Below are 18,437 nucleotides of genomic sequence, written 5' to 3'. Positions count from 1 at the left end.
AGGTCAGGTGGTCGGTGAGCGCCTCGCCGGCGTACTCCCGCCGCATGTCTCTCGCCCTCACGGGACGCCTGCTGCCGAACCGCCGCACCTCGACCCGCCACGATCTCCGCGAGCAGCACAAGATGACGTGCCCTGCCCGGCTCCAGGCTCGGTTGACAGCGCGAGGCCGTCCTCAAGCGCCGACGATCACCTGCTGATGCCGCGCACGACCGCGAGCAACGACACCAGGCTCGGGACCGGCTGCGGGCTGCGGCGCGGCGGCACCGCCCACACCACCGGACCCTCAGGAGCCTGGCTCGGCGGCAGCATCACCTCGACGAGAGGCCACGGAGCCGCGGCCAGACCGCGTGGCACCGCGAGGAACACGATGGACTCCGGCCGATGGGGCAGCCGCACGGCCGGGCAGGACACGCGCTGCCCGCTGAGGTGCTCGGCGATGGTGATGGCCTCGTCGCACGGCACCGCGAGCCCGATCACGTGGGAGGCCTCGGCGAACAGCAACCGGGTGCCGCTGACCTCGGTCGTCCAGCCGTAGTCGATCGCGTACTGCAGCGACGCGCGCGCCAGCCGCAGGTCGAACCGTTCCATGGTGGTGGTCATGAGGTTTCCTCGAAGAGGGGGTTGATGCAGCACAACACGACGCCGAACCGTGAGCGGTTCACCCACGTCTCAACAGGCCTATTCCGTGCGCATTGTTATATCCCGAATGAGATGGGCGGCGATTGACGCGCGGATCATCGTGGCCCTATCTTCCAGAAGGCATTTTGACCTGCGGAAACATTCGAACTGTGAATGCGGGAACGGGTGACATGGCCTATTTCGAACGGATCGTCGTGGTCGGCGCGGCCGATCTCGGCGCACGAGCGGCTGCCTGCCTGGCTCGAAGATTCGGGCCGGTTCACCTGATCGGACCAGGCGCCGCCGCGCTCGCCGAGATCGGCGTCCGGCGCTACCCCCTCGCGACCGTCCGCGACTTCGACCTCGACACCCCCGCGGTCATCGTCGACAACGACGGCGGCCGCCTGCACCGCCTCGTGTGCGACCGGCTCGTCGTGGTCGGCTGGCCCGTCCCGCTGCTCCCGGCCGACCGGTGGGTCGTCGACGGCAAGGTCGCCGTCGCGGGTGACGGCGCGGACCTCGAGTTGCTGTCGACCTGCTTCGACGCCAACGGACTGTGGCGCCCGGCCCTGGCCGACTACCAATTCCGGCGCCAGGCGGGAGCGGACTCGCTAGCGTGAGCTGGGTGATCAGCTCACTGATCGACGACGCCGCGCGTGCGCGGCTCATCAGACGTTTCGGCGACGACGTGTCGGGGTGGATCGCCGCCCTGCCCGACCTGGTCGGCGCGCTCGCCACCCGCTGGGGCCTCACCGTCGTCAAGCTCATGCCCGGCGGCACCGGCACCACCTTCCTGTGCACCAGCGCCGTGCTGAAGGTGACCCCGGACCGCGACGTCGCCGCGCTCGAAGCCCGCGCCCTCGCCGCGTGGGCCGACACGAGAGCGATGGTCGACCTCCTCGACACCGACCTGGCCCGCGGCGCCCTGCTGCTCGAACGCATCGAACCCGGCACTCCGGCCGACGACCCGGCACTCGTGGTGCCGCGGCTGCACACCGCGAGCCCCGTCGGGTTCCCGCCGCTGAGAGCCCGCGTCGACTTCCTGTTCGAGACGCTGCTGACTCTGCGCACCGGCACCTACTACGCCACCGAGCACCATCGCGCCCGCAAACTCGCCCAGGACAACGTCAAACCGGTGCTGCTGCACGGCGACATGCACCCCGGCAACGTACTGCAGGGCCCGCACGGCCCCGTCGCCATCGACCCGCGCGCGCACGTCGGCGACCCGGCGTTCGACTGGATGGACTTCGTGCACGATGGCTACGACCTGTACGGCGCCGAGGTGGATTTGGACCGCGTCCACGAGTGGCTCACCGCCTTCAAACCCTTCTACGGCTAGGGTCTGTGGCCGTGCGATCTCACGACTACGGCCGCGACATCCTCTCGACGCCCAAGCGCAAGAAGGTCCCCGAGATCCCGGCCGAACCCGGCCTCGTCGTCGAGGACCCCGCCAGCGGCTTCTGCGGCGCCGTCGTGAAGTTCGAGTACGGCCAGGTCGTCCTGGAGGACCGCCACGGCCGCCACCGGCTTTTCCCGCTCAACCCCGCCGGGTTCCTCGTCGACGGCCGGCCCGTCACGCTCGTCAAACCCGCGCCCCAGCCCCAGAAGCCCCGCGTCAGCGCGTCCGGCTCGGTCAAGGTCGAAGGTCTGCGCGCGCAGACCGCGAAAGCCAGCCGCATCTGGGTCGAGGGCAAGCACGACGCCGAGCTCGTCGAACGCGTCTGGGGCCACGACCTGCGCGTCGAGGGCATCGTGGTGGAACCGCTCGACGGCGTGGACGAGCTCAAGCAGCGCATCGCCGAGTTCGGCACCGCCCCCCACCGCCGGCTGGGCGTGCTGGTCGACCACCTGGTCAGCAACTCCAAGGAACAACGCATCGTCGACCAGATCCACGACGACAACGTCCTGATCACCGGGCACCCGTACGTCGACATCTGGCAGGCCGTGAAACCGGCGGCCCTCCGGATCGAGGCCTGGCCCGTCGTCCCCAGGAACATCGGGTGGAAGGAAGGCGTGTGCGCGGCCCTCGGCTGGGGCGAGACCTGGGAGGGCTGGCAGCGGGTGCTGGGCTCTGTCAGCAGCTACCGCGACATCGAGTCCGACCTGCTCGGCGCGGTCGAGCGGCTGATCGACTTCGTCACCGTCGCGCAGGACTGACTCGCGAGTAGTGGGCGACGATCACGCCCTTCGGTGTCGTCACGCTGCCGGTCAGCGAGAACTCCGTCAGCGGCGCGGGCCCGTCGAACAGGCGCGCGCCACTGCCCAGGGTCAGCGGGTGGATCACCAGCGTGTAGTGGTCGACCATTCCGGCCGCGTGCAGCGAGCGCACCAGCGACGCGCTGCCGACGATCGCCAGCGGGCCGTGCAGCGCGGCCACGTCGCCGACTCCGCGCAGCAGCACCGAGTTCGGCCACGCGTCCGCGTCGGGCAGGGTCCGTGAGACCACGTACTTCGTCGCCGCGTTCATGTGTTCGGTGAACGGGTTGCCGTCGGTCGCCGACGCCCACGCGCTGATGAAGTCCTGCCAGGTGCGCCGCCCGAACACCATGGCCCCGGTGTGCGCCATGCCCTTGCCCATCTCGGCGGCCAGCACCTCGTCGCCGTAGCGGGCGGCCCAGCCGCCCTGCGTGAAACCGTCGCGCGTGTCCTCGTCGGCACGCCCTGGGCTCTGCACCACACCGTCGAGCGTCATCAACATCGTCGCGGAGATCGCCATCGTCACCACTCCTCGTCGTCCGGAAACGCTGTCACCGGCTACACGAACGGCCGAAGCGCGTTTCGACACCGCCGGTTGATCTATTTCGTCACGGTCAGGGGCCCAGCACGGTGAATCTTGGAGCCGGGCGGTCCCCGTTGGTGTATGTATGGGCGCATGGCCGCGCTGATCTGGCTGATCGTCGGGATACTGCTCGTCGTCGCCGAGGTTCTCTCCGGTGACTTCGTGCTGGTCATGCTCGGCGCCGCCGCACTGGCCGCGGCGGGCGTGTCCGCACTGGGTGCCGCCGACCTGGTGAGCGTGCTCGTGTTCGCGGCCTCGTCGGTCGGCCTGATCGTCGGAGCGAGGCCGATCGTGAAGAAGCGGCTGCAGCTGGGCTCCGGGGTCAGGATGCACCACGAGGCGCTGCTGGGCGCCAAGGCCGTCGCGCTGTCGCAGGTGGACGAACACGGCGGGCAGGTCAAGATCGGCGGCGACACCTGGAGCGCGCGCACCCTCGACGGGTCCGTGATCGAAGAAGGCGAAGCCGTCACCGTTGTCGAGATCTCGGGAGCGACCGCCGTGGTCATCGCGGCTGTGTGAACCCAGAAGGATGTGAACCGAGTTGGACCCGATCACCCTTGTGGTCGTGGCCGTAATCGCGATCTTCGTGCTGACCATCGCCGTCAAGTCGGTGCTGGTCATCCCGCAGGCGCAGGCCGCCGTCATCGAACGCCTCGGCCGCTTCCGCAACACAGCGGCGCCCGGCCTGAACATCATCGTGCCGTTCATCGACAAGGTGCGGGCCCGCATCGACCTGCGCGAGCAGGTCGTGTCGTTCCCGCCGCAGCCGGTGATCACCCAGGACAACCTCACGGTGTCCATCGACACGGTCGTGTACTTCCAGGTCACCGACCCGCGCAGCGCGGTGTACGAGATCTCCAACTACATCATCGGTGTCGAGCAGCTCACGATCACGACGCTGCGCAACCTCGTCGGTGGCATGAGCCTGGAGGAGACCCTCACCTCCCGCGACCACATCAACGGCCAGCTGCGCGGCGTGCTGGACGAGGCGACCGGCCGGTGGGGCCTGCGCGTGGCCCGCGTGGAGCTCAAGTCCATCGACCCTCCACCGTCCATTCAGGACTCGATGGAGAAGCAGATGCGCGCCGACCGCGAGAAGCGCGCCATGATCCTCACCGCCGAGGGCCAGCGGGAGTCGTCCATCAAGACCGCCGAGGGCCAGAAGCAGTCGCTGATCCTCGCTGCCGAGGGCCAGAAACAGGCCGCGATCCTCACCGCCGAGGCCGAGCGCCAGTCGCAGATCCTGCGCGCACAGGGTGAACGTGCCGCCCGCTACCTGCAGGCGCAGGGTCAGGCCAAGGCCATCGAGAAGGTCTTCGGCGCGATCAAGGACGGCAAGCCGACCCCGGAGGTGCTGGCCTACCAGTACCTGCAGACGCTGCCGCAGATGGCGCAGGGCGACGCGAACAAGGTCTGGATGATCCCGACCGACTACGGCAAGGCCCTCGAAGGGTTCGCCCGCATGCTCGGCGCGCCCGGCGACGACGGCGTCTTCCGCTACGAAGCGCCGGCCGACGACACGCAGCGGCCCCGGCCCGAGGACGACGACGAGTCGGTCGCCGACTGGTTCGACACCGCACCGGACCCCAAGGTCGCCGCCGCCGTCGCGGCCGCGGAAGCCGTGGCGCGCAAGGAGGTGCCCGGCCCGCTGAGCGGCCCGCCCCGCTCGGTGAGCGCCGCGTCGACGCTGCCGGAACTGGAGGCGGAGCAGCCGCGGTCGCTGCACCAGCCCGACGAGGAAGTCTGAGCGACACCCACCGCCGAGCGGCCCGTCCCGATCATCGGGGCGGGCCGCTCGTGTCCTGTGAGCAGGCCGAACGGGCCTTCAGCGAAATTTCAGGACCGGGTGTCGATCGAACCGGTGGCTCATTCGACCTCGGGATGACAAGGTCCCTGGCGAACGCGCACCACCACTGGGAGGAAGCACCGTGAAGTTCATGCTGATCTGGCGCCAGACCGAGGCCGACGCCTGGGAGAAGCTCGGCGCCATCGACTTCGACCAGATGCTCGAGACCGTCGGCAAGTTCAACGAGGAACTGATCAACGCCGGCGTCCTGCTCGCCGCCGAAGGTCTCGCCCCGGCCGAGGAAGGCGTGGTCGTGGACTTCTCCTCCGAACCGCCCGTCGTCACCGACGGCCCGTACGGGGAGACCAAGGAGCTGTTCAACGGCTTCTACCTGATCAACGTGCCCACGATCCAGGACGCCGTGGACTGGGCCAAGCGCACCCCGCTCGCGGGCCCCGGCTTCAAGACCGAGATCCGCCGCGTCCCCACGATCGACGAGTTCCCCGCGGACAACGAGTGGATCAAGAAGGAGCGGGCCTGGCGCGAGGCGAATAACCAGCTCTGATCTGATAACCGCCCATGAGCGACCCCACGGGCCGGAAGGCCGTAGCGGCGGTGTGGCGCATCGACTCCGCGAGGATCATCGGTGCGCTGACCCGCTACACCGGCGACTTCGCGCTGGCCGAGGACCTCGCCCAGGAAGCCCTCGCCGAGGCGTTGGTGACCTGGCCGCGCGAAGGCGTGCCGAACAACCCGGCCGGGTGGTTGCTCACGGTCGGGCGGCGCCGCGCGATCGACGCGTTCCGCCGCCGCAGCACCCGTGACGAGAAGTACGCAGCCCTCGCCCACAACCTGGCCGAGGGCGGCGCTCTCACCGGCGCCACCGACCCCGCACCCGCGCCCGACGACGTGCTGTGGGACCCGGACCAGATCGACGACGACACCCTCGCCCTGGTGTTCACCTCGTGTCACCCGGTGCTGTCGCGCGAAGCCGGCGTCGCGCTGACGTTGCGCGTGATCGGCGGCCTGACCAGCGACGAGATCGCACGCGCGTTCCTCGTGCCGACCGCGACCGTGCAGGCCCGCATCACCCGCGCGAAGAAGACCCTCGGCGCCGCCGGCGTCCCGTTCGAGGTGCCGCCGGTCAGCGAACGGCCCGCGCGCCTCGCACAGGTGCTCAGCGTCCTCTACCTGATCTTCACCGAGGGCTCCTCGGCCAGCTCCGGCGACGAGGTCATGCGCCTGGACCTCGCCGGGGAGGCACAGCGGCTCGCCCGGATCCTGTCGCGGCTGATGCCCGAGGAACACGAAGTCCACAGCCTGCTCGCCCTGATGGAGCTGACCGCCGCCCGCTTCCCGGCACGGCGCGGGCCCGGCGGCGAGACCGTGCTGCTCGAGGACCAGGACCGGCGCCGCTGGGACCGGTCCGCGATCGCCCGCGGACGTGCGGCGCTGGCGAAAGCCGCCGACATCGGCCGCGGCTACGGCTACTACGGGCTGCAGGCCGCCATCGCCGAATGCCACGCGCTGGCCCCGTCGGTCGAGCAGACCGACTGGGACCGCATCGTCGCCCTCTACGACGGACTGGGCCGGCTCGCCCCGTCCCCGGTCGTCGAGCTCAACCGCGCGGTCGCCGTGTCGATGGCGCAGGGGCCCGCCGCCGCGTTGCCGATCGTCGACTCGCTGGCCGGCAGCGACGCGTTCGCGCACTCGCACCAACTACCGGGAGTACGCGGAGAACTACTGCGCAGGCTCGGTCGTGTCGAGGAGGCGCGGGCCGAGCTGGAAAAGGCGATTCGCTTGTGCGGCAACGAACGCGAGCGCGAGGTGCTGTCCCGCAAACTCGCCGACCTGTAGGCAAGTGACCACGTGGGGTGAACCTTAAATCCGTTAGGGCGACATCTGTTCCGCTCGAACGGGTGACGCGGGAATGATGTTGTGATGGACTCGCTGCCCGCCACCGTCGCTTCCGCTCTCGTGGAGGCTGACAGCGAGAACACCGACTGGCCCGGCCGCTGGCAGGCGCTGACCGCCGTGTCCGTGGAACTGCAGTCGCTGCTGGTCACCGACCCCGGCCCGCGCCTGGTCGCGCTGATCGAGCAGATCGTCACCCAGCTGGCCGACGGGGTGGCGACGACCCGGAGACATCGCGTCGAACTGGCGGAGCTGGCGCACCGCGTCCTGGTCACCCACGCCCGCGCGTGCGCGCAGACCGGCCCCGACCCGGTCCGTCTCGCCGACTGGCTGCTGGACCTGCAGCTGCAGCACCCCGAAGCCCCCGAGGTCAGCCTCTCGGCCTACGCCGACGCGCTGGACGAGGAAGGCCTGCAGCACTACCGCGAGCGCGCGGTGGCGTTGTTCGAGCCGATGCCGGTGATCGGGTTCGGCGAGACCGGACGCTACGACCGCGCCCGGTGGGCCCTGCTGCGGGTGATGGAGGAGCTGGCCGAGTACACCGAGGACGTCGACCTGCAGCTGCTCGTGTTGTCCAAGGACCTCTCCTCGGGCTGGCACTACCTGCAGGTAGCGACCGTGTTGCGCGACAACGCCCGCTCCGGCGAAGCACTGGAGTGGGTGGAACGGGGCCTGCGCGCGGTCGGCGGGCGCGGGGCGGCGCTGCGGCTGATCGACCTCGCCGTGGAGGAACACCTCAGGGCGGGGACCCCGCAGCGGGCGGTCGAGGTGTGCCGGGAGGCGTTCTTCGCCCGGCCCAACCTCGACATCTACCTCAAGATCCGCGCGCTGGTCGTGCACACCGACGAGTGGCCGCCCATCAGGGCCGAGCTGGTGCAGCACCTCGTGCGCGACGGCAGCCGGCTCGCGGTCGAGGTGTACCGGCGCATCGTCGAGGTCGAGCTCGCACGGCGCGGCGTCGAAGAGCGCGAGCTCGTCGTGGAATGGCTCGAACAGCTGCGCGGCCTGCAGCCCGACGCGTTCGCGGACTACCTGGACCACATCAAGTCCCGCCACGTCGCGGACCGTCAACTGCTCGACGAGTTGTCCCGGCGCGGACTCTGACCATTTCGTGTTCGGATAGTCCGTCTTCGTACTATCCTAGTTCGCATGACCGAGGCCGGACGGGGTCCGGTCCGCCCACGGCCGAGCGCGCTCCAGCTGGGCGGACACCGACAGCAGCGTGCACTCGTCGTGACGGCGGCCCACGAGCTGCACCGCGAGGGGCAGGCCGGAGGACGTGCGGCCGGCGGGAACCGCGGCGGCGGGGTTGCCGACGACGTTCCACATCTGCAGGAACGACGTGTAGTGCGAGGCGGCGAGCAGCGCGCTCACGACGTTGCGGCGGTCCCACTCGCCGACGCGGATCGGCGGACGGGTCAGCGCCGGGGTGAGCAGCACGTCGATCGAGGTGAAGATCCGGTTCGCGTAGGCGGTGAGCGCCGCGTCGCCCTTGAGCGCCCAGCGGACCAGGCCGCGGGGCAGGCGCCGGCCCAGTTCGCCCACCGCGCGGGTGCGGGGTTCGAGCAGGTCGGGGAACTCCACGTCCTGGCGCGCCAGGTGGGCGTTGTGCAGGTAGCGCACGGCGAACTGGGTGGACGCGACGAGGTCCTTCATCGGCGGGTCGACGCGCACGACGTCGTGGCCGAGGTCGGTGAGCAGTGCGGCGGTGTCCTGCACGGCGTCGCGGACCTCGTCGGCGATGGCGATGCCCGGACCCCACGGCCGCAGCGACACCCCGACCCGCAACCTGCCGGGATCGGTGGTCGCCGCCTCGGCGAAGCTGGTGCGCGGCGGATGGGCGACATGCGCGTCACCGGGCACGGCACCGTGGATCTGGTCGGCGACCAACGCCCAGTCCAGCACCGTGCGGGTGATCGGCCCCGCCACCACGAGCCCGCCCCACACCTCGCGGTCGGGGGACAGCGACACGCGGCCGCGCTGGGGCTTGAGCCCGAACAGCCCGGTCACCGCGGACGGGATGCGGATCGACCCGGCGCCGTCCGTGCCGATCGCCGCAGCCGCCAGACCCGCCGCGACGGCCGCCGCCGAACCGCCGCTGGACCCGCCGGGGGAGTGCGTCAGCGACCACGGGTTGCGCGTCGGCCCCGCCCAGCCGCTCTCGGTGTAGGGCCACAGCCCCAGTTCGGGCATGCGGGTGCGGCCGATGATCACCGCGCCGGCCTCGCGCAGCCGCCGCACGATCGCGGAGTCCGCCGGTTGCGGTGTGCGGGCGGCGTTCGTGCCCTTGGTGGTGGGCAGGCCCTCGACCGCGATGTCCTCCTTGACCGCGATCGGCACGCCCAGCAGCGGCAGGTCCTCGCCGCGCGCCCGGCGTTCGTCGGCGTCGGAGGCCTCGGCCAGAGCCCGCTCGGCGAACACCGCGCGGAACGCGTTGAGCTGCGGGTCGAGGCGCTCGATGCGGCCCAGGTGCGCGGCGAGGAGCTCGCGCGCGGTCACCTCGCCGTTCCGCACGGCTCGCGCCTGCCTGGCGACCCCGGCGAAACACAGCTCCGTCAGCTCCATGAACCGACCCTAAGCGCCGACCGGTGATCTACGGAATGGGAGTTCCCGCATGAGAGTCCTCGCCCTGGCCGCGGCCGTTCTCGTCGCCCTGAGCACGCTGGTCGCACCGGCACAGGCCTACCCGGCGGTGTCGCGCAGCGAGCTGATCAGCCGCGCGAAGACGTGGCTGACCGCGAACAACGGCAGGCCCGTCCCGTACAGCCAGTCCAGCTACTGGGGGTCGGAGGGCTACCGGCAGGACTGCTCCGGCTACGTCTCGATGGCCGCCAAGCTCGGCGCGCCGGGCAGGATCACCATCGACCTCGCCGACTACGTGCACTCCACCGGGATCGCGATGACCGAGCTGCGGCAGGGCGACATCGTCGTGAACCCCGAGGGCGACGACGCCAACGGCCGCCACGTCGTGATCTTCGACAGGTGGGTCGACCAGTACAGGACGGGCTACTACGCCTACGAGCAGCGCAGTGTCTACGGCACCACCTACCGGGCGCTGCGCTACGGGCTCGTCGCGGGTGACAAGTACCGGGCGCGCAAGCTCAACAACGTGACCGGCTGAGAGGCCGCCGGGTGCCCACCGGCTGTGACGGCCGGTGGGCTCGTTGTTGAACTCCACCACTGTCCGATGCAATGACCCAGGTCACATCATCGAGTCATGTCCTCTCTCACGCGCTGGCTGCGCCGTCTGACCTTCCACCACGACGTCGAGGTCGTCGCGCCCCGCACAGAACAGACCCGCACAGAACAGACACAGGCACCGCTGCGGGACATCCGCCGCCGGCTGATGGCGGTGGAGGCCGACGCGCGGCTGGGCGGGCTGCGGGACTGGGTCGAGTTCGGCGAGCGGTGTGCGGAGAACCGGCAGCCGGCGCTGGACGTGCTGTGCGAGGCGCTGCGGGAGCTGCCGTGGCCGGGCGCGGAGGCCGACCAGCGGTGGCGGATGGTCCTGCAGGCCAGTCTGCTGGCGCGGCTGCGTCCCGGGCCCGGGTTCTGGCTGGGCACCGACCTGGACCTGAGCGGGACGACGCTCGTGGACTTCGACCTGTCGCAGTGCCGACTGGGCAGCGCGCGGTTCGAGCGGACGCGGTTCCTGGGCGACACGCGGTTCGACCAGACGACGTTCCTCGGTGACTTCTGCGCCGGTCGCGCGTTCTTCGGGCGGCACGTGCTGTTCACACAGTCGGTGTTCGCCCGCGGTGTGGTGCTGCGCGGGGCGACGGTGTGCGGGAACGGCGAGTTCTCCGGCATCCACGCCGCCGGCGCGGTGACGCTGCGCGGCACGCGGTTCTCCGGCCGCGCGGACTTCACCTGCGCCCGGTTCGGCTCCGACCTGGACTGTTCAGGGGTGCGGTTCGGCGGGCGGGCGTTGTTCCGCCGCGCCTGGTTCGCGGGCGTCTCGTCGTTCGCCGCGACGTGGTTCCGGGGCCGGGAGGACTTCGTGGACGCCGCGTTCGGGGGCGAGTCGTCGTTCGAGAACACCCGGTTCGGGCACCGCGTTCACGCCGACTGAGCTCAGGCGGAGTGGCGCTGCCGGTGGTTGGCCACCGCGACCCGGTTCGCGCACTTGGTCGAGCAGAAGCGCCTCTTGCCGTTGCGGCTGGTGTCGACGAAGACCGTGTCGCAGCCTTCCCGGTCGCACCAGCCGATGCGCTGGGCGTCCTCGCAGAACAACGCCGCCATGCCCGCTGCCGTGTACGCCTTGACCCGAACGTCCGTGGGCGCGTCCTCGCGCGCGTAGTGCAGGTGCGGCGCGCGGCCGTCGTGGGTGGAGATGTAGTGCGTGGTCGACGAGTGGGCCAGCAGGTCGTTGAGCAGCTCCACGGTGGGATGCCGGAAGGCTTGGCGGAGGCGTTCAACCCAGTTCCTCACGTCACGTTCCTGGCGGGCGTCGAGTGAGCCCAGCGGCTTGTAGTCCGAGGCTTTCAGCACGTCGAGCAGGGGTGTGGCCGGGTCGGCGTTGACCAGCTTCGCGGCGAGCTCGGCGGCCGCCCCGCCGTAAGGGTTGAAATGCACTAGACCATGACACCAGGCTGAGGGGCATGATCGCCACCTGCCCCGCCTGCTCCTGGTCCAGCTCTTCCGCCGTCTCCTCGCACGGCCCGGTCCGCTACGTCAGATGTGTGTGCGGCCTGTTCCTCGTCGTCGAACGCGGGGTGGTCACCGCGACCGCCGGGACCAGCGCGTTCGCCCCGGTTCACCACACCCGTGGTGATCTTGCTAGGGTCCCGGGCTGTGAGCCGTCGTGATCTTCTGTGCGACACCGCGATCCAGATCCTCGCGGTGGAAGGCGGCCGGGGACTGACCCACCGCGCGATCGACCGCGAGGCCGGCGTCCCCCTGGGCACCACCAAGAACTACTTCCCGACGCGCGAGAAGATCCTCGAGGCCTGCGCGGTCCGGATGACCTCCCTGCACCGCGCCGCCGTGGACCGCCTGCGCGAGACCACGCCCGCCGACATCTCCGCCTCCGACGTCGCCGAGCTGTATCCGGCGCTGCTGCGCCGCGCGGTGGCCGAGGACCCGACCCAGATGCTCGCGATGGTCGAGCTGTACCTGGAGGCGGTGCGCCGCCCAGGGGTGCGCGCGGCGTTGTCCGGGATGGTGCTGGCCAACGCCGAGGCGGGTGCCGCGCTGCAGCAGGCCGCGGGGCTGCCGTCGTCGGTGCGCGACACGGGGTTGCTCGACGCGTACTTCCTGGGTGTGGCGATCTCGCTGCTGGCGTTGCCGATGGACACGCTGGAGACCGTCGGCCTGGACGACCCGTACGCGCTGGGCATCGGCGTGTTCTCCGCGACCGCGCCTAGTCCGGCCGAGTCGCCCGCAGAACGGCGATCAGCGGGATCCCTGTGACGATGGCGGTCGCGCATCCCGCGGCCGCGATCATGGCCAGGCCGAAGTGCCGGGCACCGTCCAGTTCGCCCGTGCGGGAGAACAACCACAGCGCCAGCCCAGCGCCACCCGCCCCGGCCAGCGTGATCGCCGCCATCGCGCCGGCGGCGGGACCTCGGCGTTCCGGCACGGCCCGCTGAGTCAAGGCGTCGAGGCAGTGCTCAGCGAGCGCGTCGTGGAGCGCGAGGCTGTCGCCGGTGTCCATGCCGGAGAACCGGACGAGCTCGCCGTCGTCGAAGCGGACCGCACAGACGAGGTCGGCGCCGCGCGGGGTCAGGTCGATCGCACGGACCCGGTCCCACGTCCAGGCCTGCCGCACACCGTCCCTGACCTGGGCCAGCCCGTTCTCGTGCAGTTCGAACGTCTCGCGGATCCGGGAGTTGCGCAGCATCACCGCCGCCGCGGGCACGGAGACGAGCAGCGGGTAGGCGAAGGCCAGCAGCGCCAGTTCGGCGCCGTCGAGGTCCAGGACGAACGCCAGTGCGACCAGCAGGGAACAGATCAGCGACACCGTCAGTGCGGCCACGGCGCCGAAGTGTCTTCGCAGGACCGGATGCGTGCTCAGCAGGGGACCCATGTGATCAACCTACCCAGCGGGTCTGACACTTCCCGGCTGCTCGGCCAGGGCCGCGATCAGGGATGTGTACGTCTGGTCGGCGTCGCCACCGGCGTCGATCACGACGGTCCGCGGCGTCAGGTAGGCGGTGATCCGCTCGTGGCTGTGCCCGACCGCGCTCGCCCCGCCGACCACGTGGTCGATGTGGTGGTCACGCTGCTGGAACCGGCTGACCGCGACCTCGGCCGGGGCGAGCAGGACGAACTCCAGGTAGTCCGCGCCCGCCGAGGTCGCGGCGGCGGCGAACCGGTCGCGCTGGTCGTGCCGCATGACCAGCTGCGGCATCACGACGTCGTGCCCGGTGGAGAGGTGGTGCGCCGCCATGGTGATCGCGAGCGGCCGCACGAGGGCGACCGTGGCGGAGAAGTCCTCGCGCCAGCCGCCGATCATCCGGACGATCTCGTCGGCGTCGAGGTTGAGCGTCCCGGGGTGGGCGCCGGCGTAGCGGGCGGCGAGGGTCGACTTGCCGACGCCGGTGGGGCCGTTGAGGTGGATCAGCCTGGGCACGCACCCAAGCTAGCGGCGCTTCGGCACGTCGGCGGGAATTCACGCGCCTCGCGGCACCGCCCCGGTGCCCGCGGCCGACCAGGACGACGACGCAGTGGCGGCACCACACGACGCACGTGTCCGAGGCGGCATGCCGGGGGCTCTAGCGGCTGATCTTCACGAGCTCGTCGATCGCCGTGGCCACCAGCGCGATCGCGACGTCGGGGAACTTGCCGCAGCTGGCGGGCCGCGGCGGCACCGGCTGTTCGATCAGCGCCACCCGCCACTCCCGCCCGTCGGCGTGCCGGACGGTGGCGGAGTCCGGCGTCTCGCTCACCACGGTCAGCACGTCGCGGGTCTCGCCGATCTTCGCTCGCACGGCGACCTCGGCGACCTGGCCGCGCGGGGTGAAGCAGGAGCGTCCCCGGCACCGGTCGGCCACGATGCCCTCGGTGACCACGCGTTCGGCCAACTGGTGGTCGAGTCGCCCGTACAGGTGACCGGTCGGCAGTAGCACGCCCGTGGGCGCGAAGCGGTGCCCGCCGGTGTGCGTGCACTCCCACAGGTTCAGCGCGGTGGCGATCGGACGGCCGTACAGCGCGCAGCACACGTCACGCTTGCTGTTGGTGCACACGAGCAGCAGCGGGTCGGCCACGGGCGTGCCGAACGCGGTCGAGCGGCCCTGGCCCAGCGCGGTGAAGTCGAGCTCGAGTGCCTCTTCCGGCGAGTCCAGGTCGGCCTGCTCGAGCCAGGAGGCGCCGGGCTTGGTCGAGGCCAGGTACAGGCGGCGGCTGCCACCGACGTGGGTGTCGGCGTGCCTGCCGGGGCGGCGGATGAGCAGGATGCGGACACCGGTGCCGGCGGCGCGGCGCTGCAGTTCGGCGCCGAGTTCGGGGTCGAGGTGGCTCTGCACGATGGCGTCGCGCCCCCACGGGCCCGGCTGTTCCAGGCACAGCCACGCCGTCGCGGTCGCGGCCGTGCCGGCCAGCGGTTCGCCCGCGAATTCGGAGAGTGTCGAGCACCTCATCTGCACACTCTATACGGCCGTTCGGGTGAGGAATAAGGACACCCTTACCTGGCCTCCTGAAGGTCGGTGGTTCTTCGGGCTACCCGGTTTCGGTCAGCTCTGAGCCTCGAGCTGCCTGACCCGCTCGCGCATCGCCGCCTCCAGCCGTGCGCGATAACCGATGAACAGCTTGTTCGCCAGGTACGGGGCCCAGTTGCCCTGCGGCGCGATGTTGTAGACGCGGTGCACGACCAGCGCGCCCTCAGGATGAGGTTGCAGCGAGTCCTCGCCGCGATACCACCAGTCTCCCCAGTAGGCGATCACTCCCCGCTCGCGGTCGACGAGCCGGTGCGACCCGGACTCCCCGGCGCCGGTGAACATCCGCTCCCGCACGTCCTCGATCGGCGCGCGCACCACGCCGGACACCTCGAACAGCAGTCTCATCGGTGGTGTTCCTCCCAGTGGTCGTACCCGCCGACGGTTCCTTCGCGGGTGGCGGTGGCGAACCAGGTGAGCCAGGCGCGTTCGGCGCGCAGCATGGCCATCCGGTAGTCCAGTTCGATCCACGCGAGCTGCGGCAGTCCCATGCCCGCGAGCCTCTCCAGCAGCACGGCCAGCGCGGTGAGTTGCTCGTCGACGGCCGTGCAGCGCTGCTCGACCACGGCGAGCGCGTCGGGCGGGGGCAGCAGGCCGACCATCGAGATGCCGGCCTCGAACCGCGGGTACTCCCTGGCGGGGACGGCGATGAGCTCGCGCAGCCAGTCGTGCAGTTCCGCCGTGCCGGTGTCGGTGACGGCGTAGACGGTGCGTTCGGGGCGGTTGCCGGCCCTCTGGGTGGCGCTCGCGGTGATCAGCTCGTGTTTGTGCAGCGACTCGACGACGGTGTACAGCGAGCCGTAGTTGAGCTTGATGACCTCCTCCTGGTGGCGTTCCCGCATGGTCTGCGCCATCTCGTAGGGGTGCATGGGCCGCTCCGACAGCAGCGCCAGCACCGCCAGAGCCAGCGGGTTCGTGCGTTTGAAGGCCATATCCGCTCCCGTATATCCGGCGCCGAGTATATGGGTAGGGTGGAAGGCATGACAACGGTGATCACCGGGGGAAGCCGGGGTATCGGTGCCGCGACCGCGCGCAGGCTCGTGCGCGACGGGCATCGGGTCGTGATCAGCTACCGCCAGGCCGCCGACGAGGCGCGCGCACTGGAGAAGGAGCTCGGCGTACTGGCCGTGCAGGCCGACACGAGCAACGAGGACGACGTCGCGCGCCTGTTCGACGAGGCCGGCGACGACATCACGGGCGTGGTCAACAACGCCGGCATCACCTCACCGTCAGGCCCGCTGGCCGAGCTGCGCACCGAGGACCTCCGGCGCGTGGTGGACGTGAACGTCATCGGCGCGTTCTTCGTCGCCCGCGAGGCCGCCCGGCGCATGAGCGGCGGTTCGATCGTGAACGTGTCGTCGGGCGCGGCGACGCTGGGCAGTCCGGGGGAGTACGTCCACTACGCCGCCACCAAGGCCGCGGTCGACGCGTTGACGATCGGGCTGGGCAAGGAACTGGCACCGCGCGGGATCCGCGTCAACTGCGTGCAGCCGGGCACCATCCGCACCGAGATCCACCAGCTGTCAGGCCAGCCCGACCGGCCGGACAAGGTCGCGGGCCGCGTGCCGATGGGACGGCCCGGTGAGGCGGACGAGATCGCGAACGCCATCGCGTGGCTGCTGTCGGAGGAGTCCTCGTACATGACGGGCGCGATCGTGCGCGTCACGGGCGGGACGTGACCTCGCGCGAACGTGCGGACTTTCGCCTCTGCGGGGCCCTGCCGCGCTGCCCCTAAGCTTCTCCGTCATGTCCGCGCCCACGCTCACCGACTTCGTGCTCGCCAACACGACCCTGACGCCGGTGCCGCTGGTGCCCGAGGTGCTGCTGCACAGCGCGGTCGAGGCGATGGACCTGTGGGAGCTGACCGATCACGACCAGCCGCCGTTCTGGGCGTTCCCGTGGGCGGGTGGCCAGGCCCTCGCGCGGCACCTGCTCGACCATCCCGGGCTGGTGCGCGACCGCAAGGTGTTCGACCTCGCGTCCGGGTCGGGGCTGGTGGCGATCGCGGCGGCGCTGGCGGGCGCGGACTCGGTGACCGCGAACGACATCGACCCGCTGTCGCTGGCGGCGGTGCAGCTCAACGCGGCGATCAACGGGGTCGCGGTTCGCACGCTGCCCGGTGACCAGCTCGACAGCGACGCCCACGGAGCCGACGTCGTGCTGGCCGGTGACGTCTTCTACGACGCGGACATCACGGCGCTGGTGCTGCCGTTCCTGACCAGGGCTGCCGCACGGGGTGCGCTGGTGCTGCTCGGGGATCCGGATCGGGCGCACCTGCCGCGGGACAGGTTCCGCGCGCAGGCCCGCTACGAGGTGCCGGTGCCGCTCACGCTGGAGAGCACCGAGACCCGCAGCGCGACGGTGTGGCGTGCTTAGTTCGTGACGAGGCAGAACGGGTGGCCGGCGGGGTCGGCGTAGACGCGGAACCCGACAGGCTTGGACGACCCTTCGAGCAGCGTCGCTCCCAGTTCCAGCACGAGTGGTTCGGACTCGTCGAGGTTCGTGACCATGACGTCGAGGTGGATCTGCTGCGGGTGCTCCTGGCCGGGCCACCGCGGCGGCGAGTAGTCGTCGACGCGCTGGAACGACACGCGCCCGCGCGGTGTGCTCAGGGTGGTCCAGTCGCTGTCGGAGTCGGTGATCTCGCCGCCGACGACCTGCCGGTAGAACTCCGCCAGCGCGCCCGGATCCGGGCAGTCGATCACCACGTCGTAGAGCTCACCGATCGCCATGGCACCCGTTCTACCCGATGGAGATGGCCTCGAGCTTGGCTTTGAGGTAGTCGCCGCCGCCGACCTCGGGGTAGCGGCCGTCGAGCGACACGATCCGCGCGTCGGTGTCGGTGTTGTAGAACAAGATCAGCGACACCAGGTCCTCGTCGGGCGCGGAGGCGTCCGGCGGCAGCACGCGGTGCGGGGTGGACCGCCACCGGTCCGACACCCAGCGGGCCATGAGGTCGCCGATGTTGATGGTGAACGCGGCGGGGTCGAACGGCGCGTCCTCCCACACCCCGCCGGCGGTGCGGACCTGCAGGCCGCCGACGCCGTGCTGGCGGTCCAGGATCGTGACGGTGCCGAAGTCGGTGTGCTCGCCGATGCGGAACTGCCCCGGGCCGGCGGGTCCGATGTGGCTGAGCGGCGGGTAGTGGTTGACGTTCATGTTGTACGAGGGCAGGCGCGTGTGCCGGGTGAACAGGTCCCCGGGCTCGCCGAGCGCGACCGCGAAGATCGTCAGCAGCTCGTCGGCCAGTGCCCGCATCCGGGCCAGGTACTCCGTCACGGCCGGTTCGAGCTCGGGCACCTGGCTCGGGAAGACGTTGGGACGGAAGAAGAACGGATCGCCACCGGCGGGGTCGTCCGAGCCGAAGGTCAGCGTCTCCTTCAGGTCCGGGGGCGCCATCGCGCCGCCGGAGCGGCCGGTGGCCTGCACGTCGGGTGGCAGCCAGCCGCGGCCGCCGGTGCGCACCGCGTAGGCCTGTTTGTCCTCGGTGGACAGTGCGAAGAACCGCCGCGTCAGCTCACGGGTCCGGTGGCGCAGCTCGTCCGGCACGCCATGTCCGGTGACCAGCAGGAACCCCGACTCCCGCAACGCCGCGTCGACGCGCGCCGCGACCTCGGCACGCCCGGTGCCGTCGAACCACCCGGTCAAGTCCACCAGCGGAACACCCATGGCTGCACTCCTACCG

Annotated in this window: 24 protein-coding genes; 13 read left to right on the top strand and 11 right to left on the bottom strand. The window is 70.8% G+C overall.

The genetic code is table 11. From position 1 onward, the window contains the following. Positions 1 to 186: 186 nt before the first annotated feature. Complete coding sequence (locus ABZ345_RS22195; RefSeq protein WP_359851694.1) at positions 187 to 600, bottom strand: hypothetical protein; 414 nt, start codon at positions 598 to 600, stop codon at positions 187 to 189. Between the two features lie 209 nt (positions 601 to 809). Between ABZ345_RS22195 and ABZ345_RS22190 the strand changes: the two genes are divergently transcribed. From ABZ345_RS22190 to ABZ345_RS22180, 3 genes are read left to right on the top strand one after another with little or no spacing between them, the layout of a single operon-like run. Further along, on the top strand, positions 810 to 1,238 hold the full coding sequence (locus ABZ345_RS22190; RefSeq protein WP_359851691.1) for a hypothetical protein: 429 nt from the start codon (positions 810 to 812) through the stop codon (positions 1,236 to 1,238). A gap of 5 nt (positions 1,239 to 1,243) precedes the next feature. After that, entirely contained in the window at positions 1,244 to 1,957 is a 714-nt protein-coding gene (locus ABZ345_RS22185; protein ID WP_359851688.1) for an aminoglycoside phosphotransferase family protein, read from the top strand. 11 nt (positions 1,958 to 1,968) lie between these two features. Beyond that, positions 1,969 to 2,775, top strand: coding sequence for a DUF3097 domain-containing protein (locus ABZ345_RS22180; protein ID WP_359851685.1), 807 nt, complete (start codon positions 1,969 to 1,971; stop codon positions 2,773 to 2,775). Here the strand turns inward: ABZ345_RS22180 and ABZ345_RS22175 are convergent. Then, the gene (locus tag ABZ345_RS22175; RefSeq protein WP_359851682.1) at positions 2,756 to 3,334 is read right to left on the bottom strand and encodes a dihydrofolate reductase family protein; all 579 of its coding nucleotides are present in this window, start codon (positions 3,332 to 3,334) and stop codon (positions 2,756 to 2,758) included. The two genes, ABZ345_RS22180 and ABZ345_RS22175, sit on opposite strands and share 20 nt — an antisense overlap. 156 nt (positions 3,335 to 3,490) lie before the next feature. On the opposite strand from ABZ345_RS22175, the gene ABZ345_RS22170 reads away from it, so the two are divergent. The 5 genes from ABZ345_RS22170 to ABZ345_RS22150 all read left to right on the top strand — a co-directional run bounded on the left by ABZ345_RS22170 (position 3,491) and on the right by ABZ345_RS22150 (position 8,201). Further along, a complete protein-coding gene (locus ABZ345_RS22170) occupies positions 3,491 to 3,916 on the top strand; it encodes an NfeD family protein (RefSeq protein WP_359851679.1) in 426 nt (141 codons plus the stop codon). Between the two features lie 31 nt (positions 3,917 to 3,947). Continuing rightward, a complete protein-coding gene (locus ABZ345_RS22165; RefSeq protein ID WP_359852034.1) occupies positions 3,948 to 5,144 on the top strand; it encodes an SPFH domain-containing protein in 1,197 nt (398 codons plus the stop codon). 181 nt (positions 5,145 to 5,325) lie between these two features. Then, complete coding sequence (locus ABZ345_RS22160; protein WP_359851676.1) at positions 5,326 to 5,748, top strand: YciI family protein; 423 nt, start codon at positions 5,326 to 5,328, stop codon at positions 5,746 to 5,748. 14 nt (positions 5,749 to 5,762) lie between these two features. Next, positions 5,763 to 7,040, top strand: coding sequence for an RNA polymerase sigma factor (locus ABZ345_RS22155; RefSeq protein WP_359851673.1), 1,278 nt, complete (start codon positions 5,763 to 5,765; stop codon positions 7,038 to 7,040). Positions 7,041 to 7,124: 84 nt separating this feature from the next. Continuing rightward, complete coding sequence (locus ABZ345_RS22150) at positions 7,125 to 8,201, top strand: hypothetical protein (protein WP_359851670.1); 1,077 nt, start codon at positions 7,125 to 7,127, stop codon at positions 8,199 to 8,201. A 36-nt stretch (positions 8,202 to 8,237) separates the two neighbouring features. Here ABZ345_RS22150 and ABZ345_RS22145 read toward each other — a convergent pair whose 3' ends face one another. Next, a complete protein-coding gene (locus ABZ345_RS22145) occupies positions 8,238 to 9,662 on the bottom strand; it encodes an amidase (RefSeq protein ID WP_359851667.1) in 1,425 nt (474 codons plus the stop codon). Positions 9,663 to 9,711: 49 nt separating this feature from the next. Between ABZ345_RS22145 and ABZ345_RS22140 the strand changes: the two genes are divergently transcribed. Beyond that, positions 9,712 to 10,218, top strand: a complete 507-nt coding sequence (locus tag ABZ345_RS22140; RefSeq protein WP_359851664.1) for a hypothetical protein — start codon at positions 9,712 to 9,714, stop codon at positions 10,216 to 10,218. Positions 10,219 to 10,314: 96 nt separating this feature from the next. After that, positions 10,315 to 11,169, top strand: coding sequence for a hypothetical protein (locus ABZ345_RS22135; protein ID WP_359851661.1), 855 nt, complete (start codon positions 10,315 to 10,317; stop codon positions 11,167 to 11,169). Positions 11,170 to 11,171: 2 nt separating this feature from the next. On the opposite strand, the gene ABZ345_RS22130 is transcribed toward ABZ345_RS22135, so the two are convergent. Further along, complete coding sequence (locus tag ABZ345_RS22130; protein ID WP_359851658.1) at positions 11,172 to 11,672, bottom strand: CGNR zinc finger domain-containing protein; 501 nt, start codon at positions 11,670 to 11,672, stop codon at positions 11,172 to 11,174. 219 nt (positions 11,673 to 11,891) lie between these two features. Between ABZ345_RS22130 and ABZ345_RS22125 the strand changes: the two genes are divergently transcribed. Beyond that, a complete protein-coding gene (locus tag ABZ345_RS22125; RefSeq protein WP_359851655.1) occupies positions 11,892 to 12,509 on the top strand; it encodes a TetR/AcrR family transcriptional regulator in 618 nt (205 codons plus the stop codon). On the opposite strand, the gene ABZ345_RS22120 is transcribed toward ABZ345_RS22125, so the two are convergent. The 5 genes from ABZ345_RS22120 to ABZ345_RS22100 form a co-directional block, all read right to left on the bottom strand. After that, positions 12,460 to 13,125 carry a hypothetical protein gene (locus ABZ345_RS22120; RefSeq protein ID WP_359851652.1) on the bottom strand — a complete coding sequence of 222 codons (666 nt, stop codon included), beginning with the start codon at positions 13,123 to 13,125 and terminating at the stop codon, positions 12,460 to 12,462. The two genes, ABZ345_RS22125 and ABZ345_RS22120, sit on opposite strands and share 50 nt — an antisense overlap. Positions 13,126 to 13,134: 9 nt before the next feature. Beyond that, positions 13,135 to 13,671: an AAA family ATPase gene (locus ABZ345_RS22115; protein ID WP_359851649.1), complete on the bottom strand. Its 537-nt coding sequence runs from the start codon at positions 13,669 to 13,671 to the stop codon at positions 13,135 to 13,137. Positions 13,672 to 13,813: 142 nt separating this feature from the next. Continuing rightward, a complete protein-coding gene (locus ABZ345_RS22110) occupies positions 13,814 to 14,677 on the bottom strand; it encodes a sucrase ferredoxin (RefSeq protein ID WP_359851646.1) in 864 nt (287 codons plus the stop codon). Between the two features lie 93 nt (positions 14,678 to 14,770). Then, on the bottom strand, positions 14,771 to 15,100 hold the full coding sequence (locus ABZ345_RS22105; protein WP_359851644.1) for a hypothetical protein: 330 nt from the start codon (positions 15,098 to 15,100) through the stop codon (positions 14,771 to 14,773). Next, positions 15,097 to 15,684: a PadR family transcriptional regulator gene (locus ABZ345_RS22100; protein WP_359851641.1), complete on the bottom strand. Its 588-nt coding sequence runs from the start codon at positions 15,682 to 15,684 to the stop codon at positions 15,097 to 15,099. Before ABZ345_RS22100 ends, ABZ345_RS22105 begins: the two co-directional genes overlap by 4 nt. Positions 15,685 to 15,732: 48 nt before the next feature. On the opposite strand from ABZ345_RS22100, the gene ABZ345_RS22095 reads away from it, so the two are divergent. Both ABZ345_RS22095 and ABZ345_RS22090 read left to right on the top strand, forming a co-directional pair. After that, positions 15,733 to 16,431 carry an SDR family oxidoreductase gene (locus ABZ345_RS22095; protein ID WP_359851638.1) on the top strand — a complete coding sequence of 233 codons (699 nt, stop codon included), beginning with the start codon at positions 15,733 to 15,735 and terminating at the stop codon, positions 16,429 to 16,431. 67 nt (positions 16,432 to 16,498) lie between these two features. Then, on the top strand, positions 16,499 to 17,128 hold the full coding sequence (locus ABZ345_RS22090) for a 50S ribosomal protein L11 methyltransferase (RefSeq protein WP_359851635.1): 630 nt from the start codon (positions 16,499 to 16,501) through the stop codon (positions 17,126 to 17,128). On the opposite strand, the gene ABZ345_RS22085 is transcribed toward ABZ345_RS22090, so the two are convergent. After that, positions 17,125 to 17,484: a VOC family protein gene (locus ABZ345_RS22085; protein WP_359851633.1), complete on the bottom strand. Its 360-nt coding sequence runs from the start codon at positions 17,482 to 17,484 to the stop codon at positions 17,125 to 17,127. The genes ABZ345_RS22090 and ABZ345_RS22085 overlap by 4 nt on opposite strands. Before the next feature lie 10 nt (positions 17,485 to 17,494). After that, complete coding sequence (locus ABZ345_RS22080; protein ID WP_359851630.1) at positions 17,495 to 18,421, bottom strand: 2-oxoglutarate and iron-dependent oxygenase domain-containing protein; 927 nt, start codon at positions 18,419 to 18,421, stop codon at positions 17,495 to 17,497. Between the last annotated feature and the right edge of the window lie 16 nt (positions 18,422 to 18,437).

This window comes from Lentzea sp. NPDC005914, assembly GCF_040629405.1.
GTDB lineage: Bacteria > Actinomycetota > Actinomycetes > Mycobacteriales > Pseudonocardiaceae > Lentzea.
This window is presented reverse-complemented; position numbering and strand designations above follow the sequence as displayed.

Excerpts from the sequence above, each read along its gene's own strand:
- ABZ345_RS22110 (WP_359851646.1), bottom strand. The coding sequence starts at position 14,677 with ATGAGGTGCTCGACACTCTCCGAATTCGCGGGCGAACCGCTGGCCGGC.
- ABZ345_RS22155 (WP_359851673.1), top strand. The coding sequence starts at position 5,763 with ATGAGCGACCCCACGGGCCGGAAGGCCGTAGCGGCGGTGTGGCGCATC.
- ABZ345_RS22195 (WP_359851694.1), bottom strand. The coding sequence starts at position 600 with ATGACCACCACCATGGAACGGTTCGACCTGCGGCTGGCGCGCGCGTCG.
- ABZ345_RS22140 (WP_359851664.1), top strand. The coding sequence starts at position 9,712 with ATGAGAGTCCTCGCCCTGGCCGCGGCCGTTCTCGTCGCCCTGAGCACG.
- ABZ345_RS22150 (WP_359851670.1), top strand. The coding sequence starts at position 7,125 with ATGGACTCGCTGCCCGCCACCGTCGCTTCCGCTCTCGTGGAGGCTGAC.
- ABZ345_RS22095 (WP_359851638.1), top strand. The coding sequence starts at position 15,733 with ATGACAACGGTGATCACCGGGGGAAGCCGGGGTATCGGTGCCGCGACC.
- ABZ345_RS22170 (WP_359851679.1), top strand. The coding sequence starts at position 3,491 with ATGGCCGCGCTGATCTGGCTGATCGTCGGGATACTGCTCGTCGTCGCC.
- ABZ345_RS22100 (WP_359851641.1), bottom strand. The coding sequence starts at position 15,684 with ATGGCCTTCAAACGCACGAACCCGCTGGCTCTGGCGGTGCTGGCGCTG.
- ABZ345_RS22135 (WP_359851661.1), top strand. The coding sequence starts at position 10,315 with ATGTCCTCTCTCACGCGCTGGCTGCGCCGTCTGACCTTCCACCACGAC.
- ABZ345_RS22175 (WP_359851682.1), bottom strand. The coding sequence starts at position 3,334 with ATGGCGATCTCCGCGACGATGTTGATGACGCTCGACGGTGTGGTGCAG.
- ABZ345_RS22105 (WP_359851644.1), bottom strand. The coding sequence starts at position 15,100 with ATGAGACTGCTGTTCGAGGTGTCCGGCGTGGTGCGCGCGCCGATCGAG.
- ABZ345_RS22090 (WP_359851635.1), top strand. The coding sequence starts at position 16,499 with ATGTCCGCGCCCACGCTCACCGACTTCGTGCTCGCCAACACGACCCTG.
- ABZ345_RS22085 (WP_359851633.1), bottom strand. The coding sequence starts at position 17,484 with ATGGCGATCGGTGAGCTCTACGACGTGGTGATCGACTGCCCGGATCCG.
- ABZ345_RS22120 (WP_359851652.1), bottom strand. The coding sequence starts at position 13,125 with ATGGGTCCCCTGCTGAGCACGCATCCGGTCCTGCGAAGACACTTCGGC.
- ABZ345_RS22145 (WP_359851667.1), bottom strand. The coding sequence starts at position 9,662 with ATGGAGCTGACGGAGCTGTGTTTCGCCGGGGTCGCCAGGCAGGCGCGA.
- ABZ345_RS22190 (WP_359851691.1), top strand. The coding sequence starts at position 810 with ATGGCCTATTTCGAACGGATCGTCGTGGTCGGCGCGGCCGATCTCGGC.
- ABZ345_RS22080 (WP_359851630.1), bottom strand. The coding sequence starts at position 18,421 with ATGGGTGTTCCGCTGGTGGACTTGACCGGGTGGTTCGACGGCACCGGG.